This is a genomic window from Variovorax sp. GW821-FHT09D04, assembly GCF_059416405.1.
The window spans coordinates 125,748-145,134 of the sequence record NZ_JBWKPA010000011.1 but is presented as its reverse complement, the minus strand read 5'-3'; the positions used below and the strand labels follow the sequence as shown (position 1 = coordinate 145,134).

The window sequence follows — 19,387 nt, the reverse complement described above, 5'->3', positions numbered from 1 at the left end:
CCTATATCGGCAATGTCTTCCCAATCGTTAATTTTCCTCGATCCGCCGTGGGGATGTAATACTGCATGCCTCCACCACCCCCAAATTTTCCATTGGCTGTAGCACGGCCTTTTGCGACGCAAATATCTTCTGTTACACGATAAGTTTGTACCTGAGTGCGCATAGGACCTCTGGAGGAGTCCTTTTCTACTTGGAGGGCTTCGTGGTAGGAGTCTGGATTTGTCCGATGTTTATTCAGCGTTCCAATCGGAACTGCAAACCCAGGCACATTTCCTGGAAAAAGAGAATAAATTACAGCCCCCTTTTTTAAAACTCCATTGGTATACCCATCAACCCCTGTATATGGCGCATTCTTAGGCCCTTGCCAAAGTTGTGCCTCTGCTGCGGGGTTCTTTCCGACGCATGGATCGCATCGCGGGCAACTGGGCGCCGCAGATGTCTTTTTATTCGAAAGTCCGAGTGGATCGATCCACTGCACGGGATTCGGTGCAAATGCATGTGTATTGCTTCCTCCCAGCAATCCAATAGGATCTTTCGACACAAACCGCCCCACCATGGGGTCGTAATACCTGAACCGGTTGTAGTGCAGCCCGGTTTCCTCATCCAAATACTGCCCCTGGAACCGAATCGGGTTCTTCAGCCCCGCCTTCCTGCCCGCCTCACTGATCGTGAACCTCGCCTCACCCCACGCCTTGTAGTTCGCCTCCCACGCGATGTTGCCGCCCTCATCTGTCAGCTCCATCGGCGTGCCGAGGTGGTCACACTGGTAGTAGTGGATGTTCTCCAGCGACTTCGACGGCTCCCCATCGTCACCAATGCCCGGCGCGTAGTCGCCGTTGTAGAGCGGGTCCAGGTCCAGGTCGTAGTTGCCTTCCTGGTTGGTGTACGCGCTCGTCGCCTTGGCGGGTCGCTTCAGGAAGCTCTGCGTGATCGCCCCCGGCGCGCTGGCCTGCAACACCGGTACGAAGCTATCGGGCTCGAAGACGTAGTGCACTGTCCGGTTCCGTGCCGAGTCCGACTCCCAAGCCATCTGATTGCCATCCCACCCGAAGAGCACCGTGCCCAGCTTACGTTCGTGCATCTGGCGCTGGTATTCGGCTGCGTGGTAGTTGCTGCCGTCCATCCCGGAGCTCATGACGATCGGCTCACTGCGCTTGGCAATGCGCCGACCCAGCGGGTCGTACAGGAATGAGGTGCGGGTGTCCTGGGTGCGCGCCTCTCTCAGGCGTCCCAGGGCATCCCATGCGAAGCGCGTGCGCTGGCCTTGGTACAGGCGCTCGACCATGTTGCCCCTGACGTCGTACGTGAAGTGCGTGCCGGCGTAGTCCTTCACCAGGTTGTTCAGGATGGCGGGGATGTTGTGGATCGTCCCGGCCTCCTTGGCCACCGGCGTCATCGGGTCCAGGATGTTGCTGGCCGGATCGAAGGCGAAGGTCTCGGTGCCCAGTCGGCTTTGCGCCTGCAGCAACCGCCCCACCGGGTCGTAGCGATAGCTCAGGCCATCGCGGCGGCTGTCACCGATGTCGGTGAGCTGGCCAGCCCGGTCGTAGGTGTACTGGCGCCGGATGCCGAGCGCCGAGGTGTTGGAGGCCAGCGCACCACGACTTTGGCCCAACCGCTCGGCGCGGCTGAGAATCTGGGCCTTCAGCCGCCCCACGGGGTCGTATTGCTGCTCCTGTGCCACCTCGTTGGCTTGCGTGCGCTTGACCTCGCGGTGCAGGTCGTCCCGCTCGATCTGCAGGGCCTCCATGTCGTCGAGCATCAGGCCGTGCACATGGCCTGAGCCGTAGGTCAACCAGGTGGTGGTGTGCCCGTCGGGGCGCGTGGTCTGGATGCGGTTGCCCAGTTCGTCATAGCGGTGCTGCCAGACGGCCGTCATCGGCTGGCTGCTCGGCTTGCCCTGGTCGTCGATCAGGTAGTGATGGTGTTCGGTCCTCGTGTTGCCGGCGGCATCGTAGAACCACTGCAACTGGATGCCGGCGTTCCTCGCATCGACGAGCCGGCCGTTGCCGTCGTAGGCGTAGTGGTCGGCCTGGGCATGCTCGCGGTCCAGGGTGCGCCCGGTCGGCTGGCCCTGGCTGTCCATGGGCTCGATGTACAGCGCCGCGCTGCGCCGCAGGAGCCGCCCCATCGGGTCGAATTCGAGCTGCGTGACCGCATCGCCTTCATTGACCTGGTGCAGCACGCCCGTCGATGCCGTGTAGCCGTAGCTGGTCTTGACGTTGTCGAAGTGAACTTCGGCCAACAGCTTGCCCAGGGGGTCATAGCGCAGGCTGTGGGTTCTGCCGTTCTCGTTGCGCAGCGTGACCAGCCGGCCCAGGCGATCCCACTGGTAGTCGAGCGTGTGGTGGTTGGCGTCGATGCGCTGGGCGATCTGGCCGGCCACGGTGTACTGGTAGCGGGTCTCGCGTTGCAAGGCATCGCGGTGCGCGAGCAAGCGGCCTTCGGCATCGTGATCGAAATGCTCCTGGGCGCCATCGGGATGGGTGACACCTGCCAGCTGGCCGCGCGCATAGTGGTACTGGGTGGCCTCGCCTGCCGCATTGCTCTCTTTGACCAGGCGGCCGCGCTCGTCATAAGTCCAACTGCTGGTCTTGCCGGAGCAATCGGTGTAGGCCGTCAGCTGGCCGGCCGCGTCATAGGCCAGTTGCTTCTTGCCGCCCTTGGCGTCGGTGATTTCCACCGGCAGACCGGCCTCGTTGTAGGCGTACGCGGTCTTGTGACCCAGCGGATCGATCTCTTCGACCAGATGGGTGCCGTCGTAGGTGCGCTTCCATGCATGCCCTTCGGCATCCCGGATGCCGGTGAGGTTGTCCATCTCGCCATAGGCGAAGTGGATGACGCTACCGTCGGCCTGGGTGTGGCTTGCGAGGTTGCCGTGTGCGTCGAAGCTGTAGTTGTCCTGGGTGCCGTCAGGATGCAGGTGGGAGGTGATGTTGCGGCGCGCATCGCGGAAGAACCACTCCTCGTGCTCGATGATCTTGCCGTCGGCGCCTGTGATGCCGGGGTAGACGATGCGGTAGATGTAGCCGAGCTCGTCGTAGTGGTAGAGGGTTTCTCCCCCCAGCGCGTCAACGGCGGTGGTCAGGCGGACATGCTTGTTCCAGATGAGGGTGGTGTCGAAGCTGCCATCGTCGGCGCGCTCGTGCCAGGCCTTGGCTCGCTCGCTGTTGGTGCTGTCAAGGGCAACCGCAAAGCCGTCTTCATGCATCCACTGCAGGTGCGTGCCGCGACCGGTGCGATCGGTGTAGCGGCTGATGAGGTGGGTGCTGCTGTTGTCCGCGTGGCGCAGATAGTCGTAATTCCAGCTGTCCTGGTTCTCGTCGTGCGCGACGACGAGGTCGCTGCTGCCGTCGGCGTGGTCCTGGTAGACGTAGGTGGCCAGTTGGCGCACGACCTGGGCCTCCTGCACCAGCCACAGGCTCTGGATACGGCCTTGTTCATCAAGGGCGGTGCTGACATGCGTCTGGCCGCTGACGATGCCAGCCTGGCTGTGGTGCCACTGGTAGACCTCCAGGTCTGCCTGTCCGGTCGGGCGGGGTGCGGCCTGCTCGGTGCTCAGGTCGGCCTTGGGCCGGGTGTAGTCGTAGTCGCGGCTGACGTAGCGGCCGCTGGTGAGCTGGTGGTGCGGAACGAAGCTGCTGATGTATTCGGCATCGACCTTCCAGCCCGGGGGGTGGTATTCCACCTGCTGATAGGCAGCGCTGTCCATGGGCGGGTGCGCGCCCATGTTGTCGGTGAGTACGAGGCGGTGCTTGCCGTCGCTGTGGCGGAAGTGATAAGAAATTCCCCACTCTTGACACAAGCGCTCGAAGAATGCGAAGTCGCTCTCGTTGAACTGCGTCTGGTAGTCCCGAGCCGGGTAGGTCTCGACGAAGTGCTTGTCGACGAGAAAGGAGTAGTCGGCGAACAGTTCGTCCAGGATGTCGACGACGGTCTTGTTCTGATAGATCTTGCAGTCGGTGCTCAGGGTCGCCAGATGCAGCCAGGGACGCAACGTGAGCTTGTATTGAATGTGGCGGCCTTCTTCGCCCCACAGCTGCGCGCCGGCAATGAGCGCATTGATCTGCCGTGTGCCGGCGCCCAGCCCACCTGCATTGCCGCCCACGGCGCCTGCCGCAAACTCTCCTGCGCCATCGAGCTCGATCGAGCAACTGATCTCGCAGCCGATGAGGGCGTCCAGGTCGATGTCTGCCGCCTGGCTGAAACCGAAGTTGAGCGCATCGGGAGTCTTGAGCAGCAGCTCGTATTCGAACAAGGCATTGAGGCCTTCGTGGCCCGACAGGCGCACGGGTTCGAGGGCATCGGGCAGTGCAGGGCTTGTGACCGCAAGGGTGTGAGACACGTGGTGGACCTCTGGCAAAACAGGGATCCAAAAAGTCTGTGGCACACCCGCGCCGCACCGTTGCAAACAATGGTCAATCCGACGTCGACACACCAAGCAACTCAAAGGAGCGCGAAAAATTCACGACGCCGAAGCGAAAGACGCTCGCGAGCAACTGGACGTGGAGCTGGCGCGCGCCGGCCTGACGGACTGAAGGGCTTGGATGCTCGCGATTGGTACCACTTGGTACCAATCCATTTAAGATGCGCGGTTTCCGACCTTCTTCCCGACTGCCATGTCCGACCTCAACGCCCAATTCGAAGCCGCCCAGGCCAACTCCAAGCTGCTGGCCGAGCGCCCCGACAACCCGACGCTGCTGAAGATCTACGCCCTGTTCAAGCAGGCGACCGAAGGCGACAACACCGCCAAGAAGCCCAGCTTCAGCGACATCGTCGCGCGCGCCAAGTGGGACGCGTGGACCGCCCAGAAGGGCGCCACGGCTGACGAGGCGAAGCAGAAGTACATCGACCTGATCGAATCCCTCCGGGCCTGACCCGCCGCGCCGGCTAGCCGACGATCCCGCGTTCCTGCAGCGCGGTGATCTGCTCGGCACTCAGCCCGATCTCCTCCAGCACCGCCTGCGTGTCCGCCCCCAGCGCCGGCGCATTGCGCCGGTGGCCGGCCGGCGTGAGCGACAGCTTGGGCACGAAGCCGGGCACCGCGAGCGCGCTGCCGTCCGGCATCTTCACCTGCTGCAGCATGCCGCGCGCGGCGTAGTGCGGGTCGGCTGCGATGTCGGCGATGGTGTAGATGCGCCCGGCCGGCACGTGCGCCGCATCGAGCGCCGCCAGCACCTCGGTCACCGTGCGCTGCGCGGCCCAGTCGCCGATGGCGGCGTCGAGCATCCCGACCTGCGCCACGCGCCCCGTGTTGCCGGCCAGCGCCGGGTCGGCCGCGAGGTCCGGCCGGCCGATGCAGGCCATGAGCCGCTTGAAGATGCTGTCGCCGTTGCCCGCGACGATGGCGTAGCCGCCGTCCGCGCAGCGGTAGGCGTTGGTGGGCGCAATGCCCGGCAGCGCACTGCCGGCGGCCTCGCGCACCGCGCCGAATTCGGCGTACTCGGGCAGCAGGCTTTCCATGCAGTTGAAGACCGCCTCGTACAGCGCGACGTCGACCACCTGGCCCCGGCCCTTCGGAAATTCGGCGCTCACAGTGGCGTGGCGGTGCTGCATCGCCATCAGCACGCCGATCACGCCGTGCAGCGAGGCCAGCGTGTCGCCGATCGACACGCCCACGCGCACCGGCACGCGGCCCGGTTCGCCCGTGAGGTGGCGCAGCCCGCCCATGGCCTCGGCCACCACGCCGAAGCCGGGGCGGTCGCGGTAGGGGCCGGTCTGGCCGTAGCCGCTGATGCGCAGCATGACGAGCGCGGGGTTGGCGGCCAGCAGCTCGTCGGGCCCCAGGCCCCAGCCTTCCATCGCGCCGGGGCGGAAGTTCTCGACCAGCACGTCGGCCTCGGCCGCGAGCTGGCGCACGATGGCCTGCGCCTCGGGCTGGCGCAGGTCCAGCGCCAGCGAGCGCTTGTTGCGCGACTGCACCTGCCACCAGACGGAAGTGCCGTCCTTCAGCAGCCGCCAGGTGCGCAGCGGGTCGCCCGCGCCGGGCGGCTCGATCTTGACCACGTCGGCGCCGAAGTCGGCCAGCGTGCGCGCCGCGAAGGGGCCGGCGATCAGTTGCCCGAGTTCGACGACCTTGAGGCCGGCCAGCGGACCCGCGGCCGGAGGGGAAAGAGAGCTTTGCGTCATGGCTTGCGAGTGTGCCGTGCCGCCCCGGATGCCGGATCGGGCCGGGAAAACACCTATGAAATCTTGACACGGCGCGAAGCGGCTCTTTTGCACCGCAGCAATTGCACTCCCGCACGCGCCACGCCCCGAGGAGAAAGGGGTTTGCTGCAGCGCAGCGCGTCGCCGTACCCCTCGCCACCGGGCAGGACCGAGACTCAAAAAAGTATCAGTTGCGAGCGCCAACGCTGGTTGTTGGCATCCGGAGCGATTCGTACAGTCCGCCTCACCCCCAACCCGGGGGCCATACACAGAGGAAAGACCGCCGGCCATGCAACCCGATCTGGAAATCGTCGAAGTCCAAGGTGACGAATCGTTCACCGCCTGGGCGCACGGCTATCCGTATCGCACGGTGCGCTGGCACTTCCACCCCGAGTACGAGATCCAGCTGATCGTCGAGACCCAGGGCGTGTACTTCGTGGGCGACCACGTCGGCCATTTCGAGCCGGGCAACCTCGTGTTCATGGGCCCCGACCTGCCGCACAACTGGATCAGCGACGTGCCCGCCGGCCAGAGCGTCGAGCGCCGCGGCATCGTGATCCAGTTCCCCGCCGCACTGGTGCGCAACATGGCGGCCACCTTCCCCGAGTTCCGCCGCATCGAGCCGCTGCTGGCCGAGTCGGCCTCGGGCCTGCTCTTCTCGGCCGCCACCGCCGCCGCGGCCAAGCCGATCATGGAAGCGCTGCTCGAGGCGCGCGGGCTGCGCCGCGTGGTGCTGCTGCTGTCGCTGTTCGAGCTGCTGGTGGCCAGCGACGACCGCCAGCGGCTGGCCAGCCCCGCGTTCACGCCCGACCCCAAGGCCTTCATGTCGCACGCGATCAACAACGTGCTGGCCCACATCGCCGCCAACCTGGGCGACGAGCTGCGCGAGCCGATGCTGGCCGAGCTGGTGGGCCAGAGCCCGAGCGCGTTCTCGCGCTCGTTTCGCAAGCACACGGGCCAGTCGTTCGTGCGCTACGTGAACCGGCTGCGCATCGGCCGGGCCTGCGAACTGCTCGCCAACAGCGACAAGCCCGTGCTCGACGTCTGCATGGACGTGGGCTTCAACAACGTGTCGAACTTCAACCGGCAGTTCCTGCTGCACAAGCGCATGCCGCCGACCAAGTTCCGCCATTTCCATCGCATGCAGCTCGCTGCATCGCGCGCCGCCAACAGCCCGCCGTAGCGCGCCGCCCCCCGTGTTCCCCGCGTCGTTCCTGGCGCGGCGCACTCCGCGCCGCGCAGGGCGCCCCTTTGCCCGCGTTTTTTGCAGACCGTCACACAACCAACCTCAAGGAGACAACCCAATGAAGAGCCTTCTCAAAGCCACCGCCCTCGTCGCCGCCCTCGCCTGCAGCACCACCGCCGCACTGGCACAAGCGCCCAAGCAGCCGCTGCGCATCGGCATGACCTTCCAGGAACTGAACAACCCCTACTTCGTGACGATGAAGCAGGCACTGGAAGAAGCCGCCGCCAGCATCGGCGCCACCGTGGTCACCACCGATGCGCGCCACGACGTGGCCAAGCAGATCGGCGACGTGGAAGACATGATCCAGAAGAAGATCGACATCCTGCTGCTGAACCCGACCGACTCGGCCGGCGTGCAGTCGGCGGTGCGCTCGGCCAAGAAGGCCGGCGTGATCGTTGTGGCGGTCGATGCCAACGCGCAGGGCCCGGTCGATTCCTTCGTGGGCTCCAAGAACCTCGACGCCGGCCGCCTGGCCTGCGAGTACCTCGCGAAGAACATCGGCGAGAAAGGCGACGTGGCCATCCTCGACGGCATCCCGGTCGTGCCGATCCTGGAGCGCGTGAAGGGCTGCCGCGAAGCGCTGGCCAAGTACCCCGGCATCAAGGTCGTGAGCACGCAGAACGGCAAGCAGGAGCGCGCCACCGCGCTCACCGTGACCGAGAACATCCTGCAGGCCAACAAGAACCTCAAGGGCGTGTTCAGCGTGAACGACGGCGGCTCGATGGGCGCCCTCGCCGCCATCGAAGCCAGCGGCAAGGACGTGAAGCTCACCAGCGTGGACGGCGCGCCCGAAGCCATCAAGGCGATGCAGAAGGCGGGCTCGAAGTTCATCGCGACCACCGCGCAGTACCCGCGCGACCAGATCCGCCTGGCCATCGGCATCGCACTGGCGAAGAAGTGGGGCGCCAACGTGCCCGCGGCCGTGCCGGTCGACGTGAAGCTCATCGACGCCGAAGGCGCCAAGACCTTCAGCTGGTAAGCCCCACAGGCACCGCCCGTGACCGTCACGTACGAACCACCCCGGGAGATGCTGCGGCTGGAAGGCGTGTCCAAGCGCTTCCCGGGCGTGAAGGCCCTGTCGAACATCGACCTCTCGGTGCGCCAGGGCGAGGTGCACGCGCTGCTCGGCGAGAACGGCGCGGGCAAGTCGACGCTGATGAAGATCCTCGGCGGCATCCACCAGGCCGACGAGGGCCGCATCGTCATCGACGGCACCGAGTGCCACTTCGCCGGCTACGGCGACGCCATCGCGGCGGGCATCGGCATCATCTTCCAGGAGTTCAGCCTGGTGCCGTACTTGAACGCGGTGGAGAACATCTTCCTGGGCCGCTACCGCACGAACCGCTTCGGCCTCATGGACCAGGCGGCGATGCAGCGCGAGGCCCGCGCGGTGTTCGACGAACTGGGCGTGCAGATCGACCTCGGCGTGCCGATCTGCCAGCTCTCGGTGGCCCAGCAGCAGTTCGTCGAGATCGGCAAGGCGCTGTCGCTGAAGGCACGGCTGCTGGTGCTCGACGAACCCACCGCCACGCTCACGCCCAACGAGGCCGAGCACCTGTTCAAGGTGATGCGCGCGCTGCGTGCCAAGGGCGTGGCGATGATCTTCATCTCGCACCACCTCGATGAAATCTTCGAGGTCTGCGACCGCATCAGCGTGCTGCGCGACGGCGCCAACGCCGGGCACGCCGACGTGGCCGCCACGACCGTGGACGCGCTGGTCGAGATGATGGTGGGCCGGCGCATCGAACAGAGCTTTCCGCCCAAGCCGCAGCCCGCACCGAACGGCCGCAAGGTGCTCGAGGTGCCCGAGATCCAGCTCGTGAAGGACGGCCCGGTCAATCGCTTCGACCTGCACGCGGGCGAGATCCTCGGCTTCGCGGGGCTGGTGGGGTCGGGCCGCACCGAACTCGCGCTGGGCATGATGGGCGCCGACCGCGCGCACCGCAAGACGGTGCTGCGCAACGGCCAGCGCGTGCGCCTGGACGACCCGACGCAGGCGCTCGCGCACGGCATCGGCCTGCTGCCCGAAAGCCGCAAGGTCGAAGGGCTGATCACCGACTTCACGATCCGCTTCAACATCTCGTTGAACAACCTCGGGCGGCACCGCCGCGCGGGCGTGGTCGACACGGCCTCTGAAAAGCGCACAGCCGGCGAACTCTCGCGCCGCGTGGGCGTGAAGGCACCGGGCATCGACACCCGCGTGGCCACGCTGTCGGGCGGCAACCAGCAGAAGGTGGTGATCGCGCGCTGGCTCGGCCACGACTGCGAGGTGCTGATCTTCGACGAGCCCACGCGCGGCATCGACGTGGGCGCCAAGGCCGAGATCTACCAGCTGATGCGCGAACTCACGCGCCAGGGCAAGTCGATCCTGATGATCTCCAGCGAGCTGCCCGAGATCGTCGGCCTGTGCGACCGCGTCGCGGTGTTCTCGGGCGGCGCCATCGTGGCCACGCTCACGGGCGACGCGATCAACGCGGGCGAAATCATGCGCCACGCGACATCGTCTTCTCCCTCCCTTCCCTCTTCCTCCGGGAGCCCCTCATGACCGCCACCACCACCCATCCCACGCCGCCCGTGCCCGCGGGCGGGTTCTGCACGCAGCTGCGCCGCTCGACGGCCTTCCTGCCGCTGGTCGGCCTGGTCGCGATCTCGGTCTTCATGATCGTGGCGACCGACAACTTTCTCTCGGTGAGCAACCTGCAGAACATCGCGCTGCAGTCGTCCATCAACGCGATCATCGCGGTGGGCATGACGGCCGCGATCCTCACGGGCGGCATCGACCTCTCGGTGGGCGCGGTGGTGGCGCTGTCGGGCACGCTGGCCTCGGGGCTGATGGTGCACTTCGGCCTGCCGCCCGTGCTCGCCGTGCCGCTCGGGCTCGGCGTGGGTGCGGTGATCGGCCTGTTCAACGGCTACTGCGTGGCCTACCTGCGCATGCCGCCGATCATCGTGACGCTGGCCACCATGGGCATCGCGCGCGGCATCGCCCTGATCTACACCGGCGGCTACCCGATCGACGGGCTGCCCGAGTCGTTCGCCTTCCTCGGCAGCGGCACGCTCGCGGGCCTGAAGGTGCCGATCCTCATCATGCTGGCGACCTACCTCGTGGCCTACGTGCTGCTCAACATGGCGCCCTTCGGCCGCTATGTGTACGCCATCGGCGGCAACGAGGAAGCCACGCGGCTGTCGGGCGTGCGCGTGTCGCGCTACAAGCTGCTGGTGTATGTGCTCAGCGGCCTCACGGCCGCCATCGCAGGCATCGTGCAGGCCGCGCGCGTCACCAGCGGCCAGCCCGGCGTGGGCGTGGGCTTCGAGCTCGACGCCATCGCGGCGGTGGTGATGGGCGGCACGTCCATCGCCGGTGGCCGCGGCGCCATCGTGGGCACGCTGGTCGGCGCGCTGCTGCTGGCCGTGCTCAACAACGGTCTCAACATGATCGGCGTGTCGCCGTACCTGCAACTGATCATCAAGGGCGGCATCGTCTTGCTCGCCATCTTCATCAGCCGTGAGGCCCGTCGCTGATCTCTTCCCCACTTCTCCGTACCTCCCTCGACTCAAGGAATCCATGTCGTATCAAAAGCTCCAACCCGGCGCCACGGGCGCCATCGGCGAACTCGCCGCCATGCAGGCCGTCGTGTGCCACGGCCCGAAGGACTACCGGCTCGAAACCGTCGCGATGCCCACCATCGGCCCGAACGAACTGCTCATTTCCATCGCGGCCTGCGGCATCTGCGCCTCCGACTGCAAGTGCCACTCGGGCGCGAAGATGTTCTGGGGCGGCGACGGCCAGCCCTCGTGGGTCAAGGCGCCGGTCATTCCCGGCCACGAATTCTTCGGCTACGTCGAGGCACTGGGCGAAGGCGCGGCGGAGCACTTCGGCGTGGAGAAAGGCGACCGCGTGATCGCCGAGCAGATCGTGCCCTGCGGCAAGTGCCGCTTCTGCACCAGCGGCAAGTACTGGATGTGCGAAGTGCACCACATCTTCGGCTTCCAGCGCGTCGTGGCCGATGGCGGCATGGCCGACTACATGCGCCTGCCGCCGACCTCGCGCGTGCACAAGATCCCCGACGGCATCTCACTGGAAGACGCGGCCATCATCGAGCCGCTGGCGTGCGCGATCCACACGGTGAACCGCGGCGAACTCCAGCTCGACGACGTGGTGGTGATCGCCGGCGCCGGCCCACTCGGCCTGATGATGACGCAGGTGGCAGCACTCAAGACGCCCAAGAAGCTGATCGTGATCGACCTCGTGCCCGAGCGCCTGGCACTCGCGAAGCAGTACGGCGCCGACGTCGTCATCAACCCGAAGACCGAAAACGCCGATGCCATCGTCAAGGGCCTCACCGAAGGCTACGGCTGCGACGTGTACATCGAGACCACCGGCGCGCCCATCGGCGTGACGCAAGGCCTGGACATGATCCGCAAGCTCGGCCGCTTCGTCGAGTTCAGTGTGTTCGGTTCGGAGACGAGCGCCGACTGGTCGATCATCGGCGACCGCAAGGAACTCGACGTGCGCGGCGCGCACCTGGGGCCCTACTGCTACCCGGTCGCCATCGACCTGCTGGCGCGCGGCCTCGTCACCTCGAAGGGCATCGTGACGCACGACTTCCCGCTGACCGAATGGGAGCGCGCCTTCGCACTGGCCAACTCGCTCGACTCGATCAAGGTGCTGCTCAAGCCTGCACCGCAGGCGTCGGGCAGCGCGGCATGACGTACGTGATCGGCGTCGACATCGGCACGCAGAGCACCAAGTGCCTGCTGGTCGGCATCGACGGCAAGGTGCTCGCGCAGGCGAGCGTGGCCTACCAGCCCGAGACGCCGAAGCCGCTGTGGGCGCAGCAGGACTGCGAGGTCTGGTTCGACGCCGTGTGCGAGAGCGTGCGTGCCTGCGTGGCGCAAAGCGGCATCGCCGCGACAGACATCGCCGCGATGTGCGTGAGCAGCCTCTACGGCGGCGCGGGCATCCCGGTCGACGAGGCCATGCGCCCGCTGCACCCCTGCCTCATCTGGATGGACCGCCGCGCCACCGCCGAGGTCGACGCGGTGAACGCAACGGTCGACGTGGCGCGGCTGCAGGCCATCACGGGCAACGGCGTCGACAGCTACTACGGCTTCACCAAGATGCTGTGGCTGCGCGAGCACCGGCCCGAGGTGTGGGCGAAGACGCACCACTTCCTGCCGCCCAACAGCTACATCAACTGGCGGCTGACGGGCCAGCTCGCGGTCGACCACAGCTCGGCCGGCAACATCGGCGGCGTGTACGACGCGGCGCGGCGGCGCTGGTCGGCGCAGGCGCTCGACATGCTCGGCATTCCGGCGCGCATGATGCCGCCGCGGCTCGTCGAATCGAGCGAGGTCGTGGGCACATTGACTGCAGAGTGGGCCGCGCAACTGGGCTTGCGCGAAGGCATGCCGCTGATGGCTGGCGGTGTCGATGCGGCGGTGGCCACCTTCTGCGCGGGCGTCACCGGCAGCGGCGACCACGTCGCGATGATCGGCACCAGCATGTGCTGGGGCTTCGTGAGCCCGACAGTGGACGCGCGCCACCAGCTCATCACCATGCCGCACGTGTACCGCGGCGCGGACCGCAGCTACGTGTTCGGCGGCGCGATCACGGCCGGCGCGGCCGTCACCTGGTTTCGCGAAACCTTCTGCCAGGCCGAGATGGCCGAGGCCGCGCGCACCGGCGAAGACGCGCACGCCCTCATCGAACGCCGCGCGGTCGACGTGCCGCCCGGCGCCGACGGCCTCGTCTTCCTGCCCTACCTGATGGGCGAGCGCAGCCCGATCTGGGACGCGCAGGCCAAGGGCGCCTTCCTCGGCCTCTCGCTCGCGCACAGCCGCGCCCACCTGTACCGCGCCGTACTCGAAGGCGTGAGCTTCGCGCTGCAGCACAACATCGAGGCCGGCCGGCGCAGCGGCCAGCCGCTGGACGACCGCCTGATCGTGGTCGGCGGCGCCGCGCATTCCGATCTGTGGATGCAGATCGTGGCGGACGTCACGGGCTACCGCGTGTTCACGATCGAGGAGGAGGTCGAGGCCGCCCTCGGCGCGGCGATGCTCGCGGCGCTCGGCGCCGGGCTGGTCGATGCGGCCACCGCCGAACGCGGCTGGGTCACGCTGGTGGAACGCGCGCGGCCCGAGCCTGCGGCACAAGCGGTCTACCGGGAGCGCTTCGAGATCTACACCTCGCTGTACCCGGCGTTGCGTGATGCGATGCATCGGTTGGGATGACGCATTCGCCGTTCAGGGCGACGCTCCCGCCGACGCGGTACCTTGCTCCGCGAATGTCCCCCGGGGCTTCGCCCCTCCTCCTTGATTTCGCTGCGCAAGGCACCGCATCGACGTGAGCGTGGGCAGTGCGGTCGTTGAGCAGCTGCACACCAGCGCCGCTTCCCGTGCGCAGGACACTGGGTGCTTCCCGCAGCGAAATCAAGGAGGAGGCCGCAGGCCGGGGGACATTCGCGGAGGGAAGTACCCGGAGGCCTGTGCACGCGCCCTGAACCACAACCTTTGATGAGCAGAACACCATGACACCTACCTTCGACTTTTCAGGCAAGCGCGCCCTCGTGACCGGCGCCAGCAGCGGCATCGGCCGCGCAGTCGCAGCGCAGCTCGCCCACTCAGGCGCACAAGTCACAGCCGTAGGTCGCAACGCCGACGCGCTGGAAGCATTACAGGCCGAGTCCGGCTGCTCGCCCTTGGCACTCGACGTGGCCGACGTCGCCGCACTGGAAAAGGCGCTCGCCCCGCTGCCCGCGTTCGACCTCGTAGTGAACTGCGCCGGCACCACACGCATCGAGCGCGCCATCGACCTGCAGGCCAGGAGCTTCGACGCCGTGATGGCCGTCAACGCACGCGCCGCCGCGCTCGTGGCCGCGCGCTGCGGCCGGGCCATGATCGCGGCCGGCGTGCGCGGCAGCATCGTCAACGTGTCGAGCCAGGCCTCGCTGGTCGCGCTCGACGCGCACCTTTGCTACAGCGCCTCGAAGGCGGCGATGGACGCCGTCACGCGTGCGCTGTGCCTCGAGTTCGGGCCGCACGGCATCCGCGTGAACAGCGTGAACCCGACCGTCACGCTCACGCCCATGGCCGAGCAGGCGTGGTCCGACCCGGCCAAGAGCGCGGCGGCGCTCCAAAGCATTCCACTGGGACGTTTCGCGCAGGTCGAGGAAGTGGTCGCGCCAATCTTGTTCCTGCTGTCCGACGGCGCGGCGATGGTCAGCGGCGTGGCGCTGCCGGTCGATGGCGGCTACACCATCGCCTGAAGAAAAACCTTCGCCTCAGGCGAAGCGGGTGCCGCCCTGCGGTTCGGCGAGCAGCGCGTCGAGGTTGCGCGAGATCTTCTGCTCGATCTGGTCGCTGAAGCTGCTGAACAGGAAACCCAGCGTCGCCTCGAGCCGGAAGGTGTCGGCCGTGACCTCCACCGTGCCGTCGATGCCCGCGCGGCTGAACTGGGCCCGGTCGCAGTCGGTGCCCTCGGTGTAGGTGCATTCGAGACCGTAGTCCTGCTCGACCTGATGCACCCATTGGCGCGCGACTTCGCGGGCGCCGGCAATGCCCAGCGTGTGGTTGCGTTCGATTTGGATGTCAGGCACCGTGGTCTCCGTTGTCGTCGTGTGTGCGGCCTTGGCGCGCGTGGGTGTGCAGGATACCCGTGGCGGCCTGCAACGCATTGCGGCGCTCTTCCGTCGTGGGCAGCGCGGCAATGCGCCGCACCGCAGTGTAAAAGCGCGGCCAGTCGCGGCCCTCGCGCTCGAACAGCGCTTCGAAGCCCGGCACCAGGTCGTCGTAGGCGCCCTGCGCACCGAAGGCCGCGTTGTTGGCGCGCGCCACCCAGCCGTCATACGCGTTCTGGCGCGGACCGGTCCATGCCGCCTTCAGCGCGGTGTAGCGCTCGCGGAAGTCGGCCATGGCGGCCTGCTTCTGCGCCTCGACCTTCGCCCAGTCCTTCGCCTTGGCTTCGGGCGACTCGTACACCTGCGTGAGCGTGCGGCGCGTGTTGAGCGCCAGCGCACGGAAGTCCTGCCGCTGTGCATTGAACTGCGCGTACTCGGCGCGCGCCGCCTCACCGGCCTCGCGCTGCAGCCACATCGCGCCGCCGATGCGCTCGACGGCCGTGGCGTACGACTCGTTGAACACCGTGTCGCCCGGCACATAGAGCACCTGGTGCGCCAGCTCGTGGAACACGAGGCGCGCCAGCTCGCCCTCGGGGTAGCCGATGAAGGTGGACAGCAGCGGATCGCCGCCGGCCCAGTTCATCCAGCCCAGTGTGGAGTAGGCCGGCACGGGGTACACGGCCACTTCGAGGCCATTCGTCTTCTGCGCCTCGGCCTCGGTTTTCGCGGCGGCTTCGTCGTAGTAGCCGCGGTAGCCCACGCAGCCCGCGACCGGGAAGCACCAACTCTTGAGCGTGAGCGAGTACGGCGGCGCGGCCACCACGTTCCACACGGCGGCGGGACGGTGCAGGTCGGCGTACGAGGTGTAGCTGGCGTTGTCGGGCAGGCCGAGTTCGCTCGACGCGAAACGGCGGATGCGCTGGGCGAGCTCGAGCTTGGCCTTGAGCGGCGCCCCCACGGCCGGATCGGCCAGCCATTCGGGCACGGGCTTGGCCGCGCGCAGGATGTCGAGGTGGCCGTTGGCCGATTGCCAGTAGTAGCCGAGGTCGGCGCAGCCACTTAGGAAAAGCGCGCCGGCCAATGCCAGCGCGGGCGCGCGCAGCCGTCGCATCACGCCTTTTCGACCTGCACCAGGCAGTCGTAGAAGGTCGGGCCCCGGCCGATGTCGGTCAGGCGCTGGCTGGTCAGTTCGTTGACGTTGGTGCCGTCCATGCCGAGCTTGCGCCACCAGATGCCCATGCCGTGCACCACGCCCTGGCGCGCGCGGCGCGACACCTCGGCGCGGCAGCGGTGCTCGCCGCGCTGGTTGAACACGCGCACCGTGGCGCCGTCCTCGATGCCGCGCGCGGCGGCGTCGTCGGCGTGGATCTCGAGCAGCGGCTCGACCTCGATGGCGCGCAGGCTGGTCACGTTGACGAAAGTCGAATTGAGGAAGTTGCGCGCCGGCGGCGAGATCATGGCCAGCGGGAATTCGGTCGAGCTGCCGGCCGGCTCCCAGTTGGGCACGTGGTTGGGCAGGCCGTCCATGCCCATGGCCTGCAGGCGCTCGCTGAAGAACTCGCAGCGGCCCGAAGGCGTGGGGAACCTGCCTTCGGCGAACGGCGCCTCGGCCAGCTTCAGGCTGGTGAAGCCTTGGGCGCGCAGTTGCTCGAAGTCGATCGCTTTCTCGGCGAAGGCGGTGCGGCACAGCGACTCGTCGCTCTCCGAAAAGCAGGGCTCGTCGAAACCCAGGCGGTGCGCCAGTTCGCGGAACACCCAGGCGTTGCTGCGGGCCTCGCCGCGCGGCGCGACGGCCGGGCGGTTCAGCAGCACGTCGGTGTGACCGTAGCTGCAGTGGATGTCCCAGTGTTCGAGCTGCGTGGTGGCGGGCAGCAGGTAATCGGCGTAGTCGGCGGTGTCGGTGCGGAACTGCTCCAGCACCACGGTGAAGAGGTCTTCGCGCGCGAAGCCCGCCACCACCTTGGCCGACTCGGGCGCCACCGCCACCGGGTTGCTGTTGTAGACCACGACGGCTTTCACGGGCTTGGCGGTATCGAGCAGCGCGTCGCCGATGGTGCTCATGTTGATGGTGCGCGGCTTGCGCCCGGCCAGCAGGTCGGGGCGCTGCAGCGCGGCGCGGTCGACCGGGTAGTGGCCCGAACTGCTGAGCAGCAGGCCGCCCGCGCGGTCGCGCCAGGCGCCGACCAGCGACGGCAGGCAGGCGATGGCGCGCGCCGCGTTGCCGCCGCCGCGCACGCGCTGCATGCCGTAGTTCAGGCGGATCGCGGCCGGCTTCGTGGTGCCGTAGGCCTGGGCCAGCGCCACGATCTGTGCTTCGGGAATGCCGCAGACCTCGGCCGCGCGCGACGGCGGCCACTGCAGCGCGCGCTCGCGCAGCTGCTCCCAGCCCAGCGTGTGGTGGGCGATGTAGTCGTGGTCGAGCCAGTCGTGCACGATGAGTTCGTGCATGAGCGCCAGCGCCAGGGCGGCGTCGGTGCCAGGCAGCAGCGCGATGTGCTCGTCGCACTTGTCGGCGGTTTCGGTCTTGCGCGGGTCGATGCACACCAGCCGCGCGCCGGCGCGCTTGGCGGCCTGGGCGTGGCGCCAGAAGTGCAGGTTGCTGGCGATGGAGTTGCTGCCCCAGATGAGGATGAGCTTGGCCTCGGCAAAGAACTCGATGCGCATGCCGACCTTGGCGCCCAGCGTGTAGACCATGGCTTCGCCGCCCGCCATGGAGCAGATGGTGCGGTCCAGCAGCGCGGCGCCCAGCTTGTGGAAGAAGCGCCGGTCCATCGATTCGCCCTGCACCAAGCCCATGGTGCCCGCATAGCTGTAGGGGAGAATTGCTTCCGGTTCAGTCTGCAATCCCCGAAGATGCGCGGCGATATCGTCCAATGCCGTCTCCCACGAGACGGGCTCGAAGCGGCCGCTGCCCTTGGGACCGACGCGTTTCAGGGGCTGCACGAGCCGCTCGGCATGGTCATTGCGTTCGATGTACCGGGACACCTTGGTGCACAGCACGCCGCCGGTGTGCGAGTGGGCGGGGTTGCCTTGCAGCTTCACCGCCACACCGTCCTTGACGGTGGTGACGAGCGCACAGGTGTCGGGGCAATCGTGCGGGCAGGCGCCCAGCACCGTGGAGGGTGCGGTGGCGTCGGGCGTGTCGAGGAGGGAATCCGTTGCGTGGGCCATCGGACAAGTCTAATTTGAGTATCAACACACAGGGCAGAGGGAGGATTTCACCATGACGATGCAATTGAATCGCAGGCATTTTTCGATCGCCACGGCGGCCGCCGCCACGCTGGGCGGCTTCGGCATCGCCCGGGCGCAGGGCGACACGCCGCTGGTGCTGGGCCAGTCGGCGCCGTTCACGGGGCCGGCCGCGCAGCTGGGCATCCAGTTCCACCAGGGCGCCAAGCTGTTCCTGGACCAGTACAACGCCCAGCCGGGCCAGCGCGACGTGGTCATCAAGAACCTGGACGACGGCTACGAGCCCGACCGCTGCGCGGCCAACACGCAGAAGCTGATCGGCGAGGACGTGTTCGCGCTGTTCGGCTACATCGGCACGCCGACCAGCCTGGCCGCGCTGCCGCTGGCGGTGAAGGACAAGGTGCCATTCATCGCGCCGTTCACGGGCGCGATGTCGCTGCGCGAGCCTTTTCACCGCAACGTGTTTCATCTGCGCGCTTCGTACAACGACGAGACGGCATTGATGGTGAAACAGCTCACCCACCTGGGCATGAAGAAGATCGCGGTCTTCTACCAGAACGACGCCTACGGCAAGGCCGGCCTCGACGGCGTGACGCTGGCGCTGGCCCAGCAGGAACTCAAGCCCGTGGCGCTGGCCACGGTGGAGCGCAACTCGGCCGACGTGGCCGCGGCGGTGAAGACGATCATGGCGAGCCAGCCGGCGGCGGTGGTGCAGGTCGGTGCCTACAAGGCCTGCGCGGCGTTCATCCGCGAGATGCGCAAGGCGGGCTACGGCGGCGTGTTCTTCAATCTCTCGTTCGTGGGCACGCAGGCGCTGGCGGACGAGCTGGGCAAGGAGGCGGCGGGCGTGATGGTCACGCAGGTGGTGCCCTCGCCCTACAACCAGGCGAATGCGCTGGCCCGTGAATTCACCGAAGCGGTGCGTAAGGCGGGCGGCGGCGCGAGCGCCAATTTCTCGAGCATGGAAGGCTACCTGGCCGCCAAGGTGCTGACCGAGGGCCTGCGCCGCGCACCGGGCGGCAAGGGCACGCGCGACGGGCTGATCGCGGGGCTGGAAAGCATCGAGCGGCAGCAGTTCGGCGGCTTCGAGGTGTCGTTCTCTTCGAAGAGCCACGTGGCTTCGAAGTTTGTAGAGCTGTCGATGCTGACGGCGGATGGGCGGGTGCGGACGTAGTTTTCCGAGGTG

General features: G+C 67.3%; 14 protein-coding genes. 9 read left to right on the top strand and 5 right to left on the bottom strand.

All coding sequences use genetic code 11. The features are described 5' to 3' along the window. Position 1: 1 nt before the first annotated feature. The gene (gene vgrG, locus AC07O4_RS26875; RefSeq protein ID WP_495306122.1) at positions 2-4,345 is read right to left on the bottom strand and encodes a type VI secretion system tip protein VgrG; all 4,344 of its coding nucleotides are present in this window, start codon (positions 4,343-4,345) and stop codon (positions 2-4) included. 274 nt (positions 4,346-4,619) lie between these two features. Between vgrG and AC07O4_RS26870 the strand changes: the two genes are divergently transcribed. Further along, positions 4,620-4,877, top strand: coding sequence for an acyl-CoA-binding protein (locus AC07O4_RS26870; RefSeq protein WP_070063442.1), 258 nt, complete (start codon positions 4,620-4,622; stop codon positions 4,875-4,877). A gap of 13 nt (positions 4,878-4,890) precedes the next feature. Here the strand turns inward: AC07O4_RS26870 and AC07O4_RS26865 are convergent, their stop codons facing one another. After that, positions 4,891-6,129 carry a CaiB/BaiF CoA transferase family protein gene (locus tag AC07O4_RS26865; RefSeq protein WP_492743134.1) on the bottom strand — a complete coding sequence of 413 codons (1,239 nt, stop codon included), beginning with the start codon at positions 6,127-6,129 and terminating at the stop codon, positions 4,891-4,893. A gap of 307 nt (positions 6,130-6,436) precedes the next feature. Between AC07O4_RS26865 and AC07O4_RS26860 the strand changes: the two genes are divergently transcribed. The 7 genes from AC07O4_RS26860 to AC07O4_RS26830 all read left to right on the top strand — a co-directional run bounded on the left by AC07O4_RS26860 (position 6,437) and on the right by AC07O4_RS26830 (position 14,661). Further along, positions 6,437-7,330: a helix-turn-helix domain-containing protein gene (locus AC07O4_RS26860; RefSeq protein ID WP_062476111.1), complete on the top strand. Its 894-nt coding sequence runs from the start codon at positions 6,437-6,439 to the stop codon at positions 7,328-7,330. 121 nt (positions 7,331-7,451) lie between these two features. Continuing rightward, positions 7,452-8,372 carry an ABC transporter substrate-binding protein gene (locus tag AC07O4_RS26855; protein WP_495306121.1) on the top strand — a complete coding sequence of 307 codons (921 nt, stop codon included), beginning with the start codon at positions 7,452-7,454 and terminating at the stop codon, positions 8,370-8,372. A gap of 48 nt (positions 8,373-8,420) precedes the next feature. After that, complete coding sequence (locus AC07O4_RS26850) at positions 8,421-9,938, top strand: sugar ABC transporter ATP-binding protein (protein WP_495306152.1); 1,518 nt, start codon at positions 8,421-8,423, stop codon at positions 9,936-9,938. Continuing rightward, complete coding sequence (locus AC07O4_RS26845) at positions 9,935-10,915, top strand: ABC transporter permease (protein ID WP_495306120.1); 981 nt, start codon at positions 9,935-9,937, stop codon at positions 10,913-10,915. The genes AC07O4_RS26850 and AC07O4_RS26845 overlap by 4 nt, the downstream gene beginning before the upstream one ends. Positions 10,916-10,958: 43 nt before the next feature. Next, the gene (locus AC07O4_RS26840; protein WP_390347212.1) at positions 10,959-12,104 is read left to right on the top strand and encodes an alcohol dehydrogenase catalytic domain-containing protein; all 1,146 of its coding nucleotides are present in this window, start codon (positions 10,959-10,961) and stop codon (positions 12,102-12,104) included. Further along, on the top strand, positions 12,101-13,627 hold the full coding sequence (locus AC07O4_RS26835; RefSeq protein WP_495306119.1) for an FGGY-family carbohydrate kinase: 1,527 nt from the start codon (positions 12,101-12,103) through the stop codon (positions 13,625-13,627). Before AC07O4_RS26840 ends, AC07O4_RS26835 begins: the two co-directional genes overlap by 4 nt. A gap of 296 nt (positions 13,628-13,923) precedes the next feature. Continuing rightward, positions 13,924-14,661 carry an SDR family oxidoreductase gene (locus tag AC07O4_RS26830; RefSeq protein ID WP_495306118.1) on the top strand — a complete coding sequence of 246 codons (738 nt, stop codon included), beginning with the start codon at positions 13,924-13,926 and terminating at the stop codon, positions 14,659-14,661. Positions 14,662-14,676: 15 nt separating this feature from the next. Here the strand turns inward: AC07O4_RS26830 and AC07O4_RS26825 are convergent, their stop codons facing one another. The 3 genes from AC07O4_RS26825 to AC07O4_RS26815 are packed head-to-tail and all read right to left on the bottom strand — an operon-like array spanning position 14,677 to position 18,183. Then, positions 14,677-14,991 (bottom strand): polyhydroxyalkanoic acid system family protein, encoded by a 315-nt coding sequence (locus AC07O4_RS26825; protein ID WP_095743253.1) that lies wholly within the window; start codon positions 14,989-14,991, stop codon positions 14,677-14,679. Further along, positions 14,984-16,123 (bottom strand): aminopeptidase, encoded by a 1,140-nt coding sequence (locus AC07O4_RS26820; protein WP_495273263.1) that lies wholly within the window; start codon positions 16,121-16,123, stop codon positions 14,984-14,986. Before AC07O4_RS26820 ends, AC07O4_RS26825 begins: the two co-directional genes overlap by 8 nt. Further along, positions 16,123-18,183 carry a molybdopterin-containing oxidoreductase family protein gene (locus AC07O4_RS26815; RefSeq protein ID WP_495306117.1) on the bottom strand — a complete coding sequence of 687 codons (2,061 nt, stop codon included), beginning with the start codon at positions 18,181-18,183 and terminating at the stop codon, positions 16,123-16,125. The genes AC07O4_RS26820 and AC07O4_RS26815 overlap by 1 nt, the downstream gene beginning before the upstream one ends. Positions 18,184-18,241: 58 nt before the next feature. On the opposite strand from AC07O4_RS26815, the gene AC07O4_RS26810 reads away from it, so the two are divergent. Then, positions 18,242-19,375 carry an ABC transporter substrate-binding protein gene (locus AC07O4_RS26810; RefSeq protein WP_082818036.1) on the top strand — a complete coding sequence of 378 codons (1,134 nt, stop codon included), beginning with the start codon at positions 18,242-18,244 and terminating at the stop codon, positions 19,373-19,375. Positions 19,376-19,387: the final 12 nt, after the last annotated feature.

Excerpts from the sequence above, each read along its gene's own strand:
- AC07O4_RS26870 (WP_070063442.1), top strand. The coding sequence starts at position 4,620 with ATGTCCGACCTCAACGCCCAATTCGAAGCCGCCCAGGCCAACTCCAAG.
- AC07O4_RS26865 (WP_492743134.1), bottom strand. The coding sequence starts at position 6,129 with ATGACGCAAAGCTCTCTTTCCCCTCCGGCCGCGGGTCCGCTGGCCGGC.
- AC07O4_RS26860 (WP_062476111.1), top strand. The coding sequence starts at position 6,437 with ATGCAACCCGATCTGGAAATCGTCGAAGTCCAAGGTGACGAATCGTTC.
- AC07O4_RS26855 (WP_495306121.1), top strand. The coding sequence starts at position 7,452 with ATGAAGAGCCTTCTCAAAGCCACCGCCCTCGTCGCCGCCCTCGCCTGC.
- AC07O4_RS26850 (WP_495306152.1), top strand. The coding sequence starts at position 8,421 with ATGCTGCGGCTGGAAGGCGTGTCCAAGCGCTTCCCGGGCGTGAAGGCC.
- AC07O4_RS26845 (WP_495306120.1), top strand. The coding sequence starts at position 9,935 with ATGACCGCCACCACCACCCATCCCACGCCGCCCGTGCCCGCGGGCGGG.
- AC07O4_RS26840 (WP_390347212.1), top strand. The coding sequence starts at position 10,959 with ATGTCGTATCAAAAGCTCCAACCCGGCGCCACGGGCGCCATCGGCGAA.
- AC07O4_RS26835 (WP_495306119.1), top strand. The coding sequence starts at position 12,101 with ATGACGTACGTGATCGGCGTCGACATCGGCACGCAGAGCACCAAGTGC.
- AC07O4_RS26830 (WP_495306118.1), top strand. The coding sequence starts at position 13,924 with ATGACACCTACCTTCGACTTTTCAGGCAAGCGCGCCCTCGTGACCGGC.
- AC07O4_RS26820 (WP_495273263.1), bottom strand. The coding sequence starts at position 16,123 with ATGCGACGGCTGCGCGCGCCCGCGCTGGCATTGGCCGGCGCGCTTTTC.
- AC07O4_RS26815 (WP_495306117.1), bottom strand. The coding sequence starts at position 18,183 with ATGGCCCACGCAACGGATTCCCTCCTCGACACGCCCGACGCCACCGCA.
- AC07O4_RS26810 (WP_082818036.1), top strand. The coding sequence starts at position 18,242 with ATGCAATTGAATCGCAGGCATTTTTCGATCGCCACGGCGGCCGCCGCC.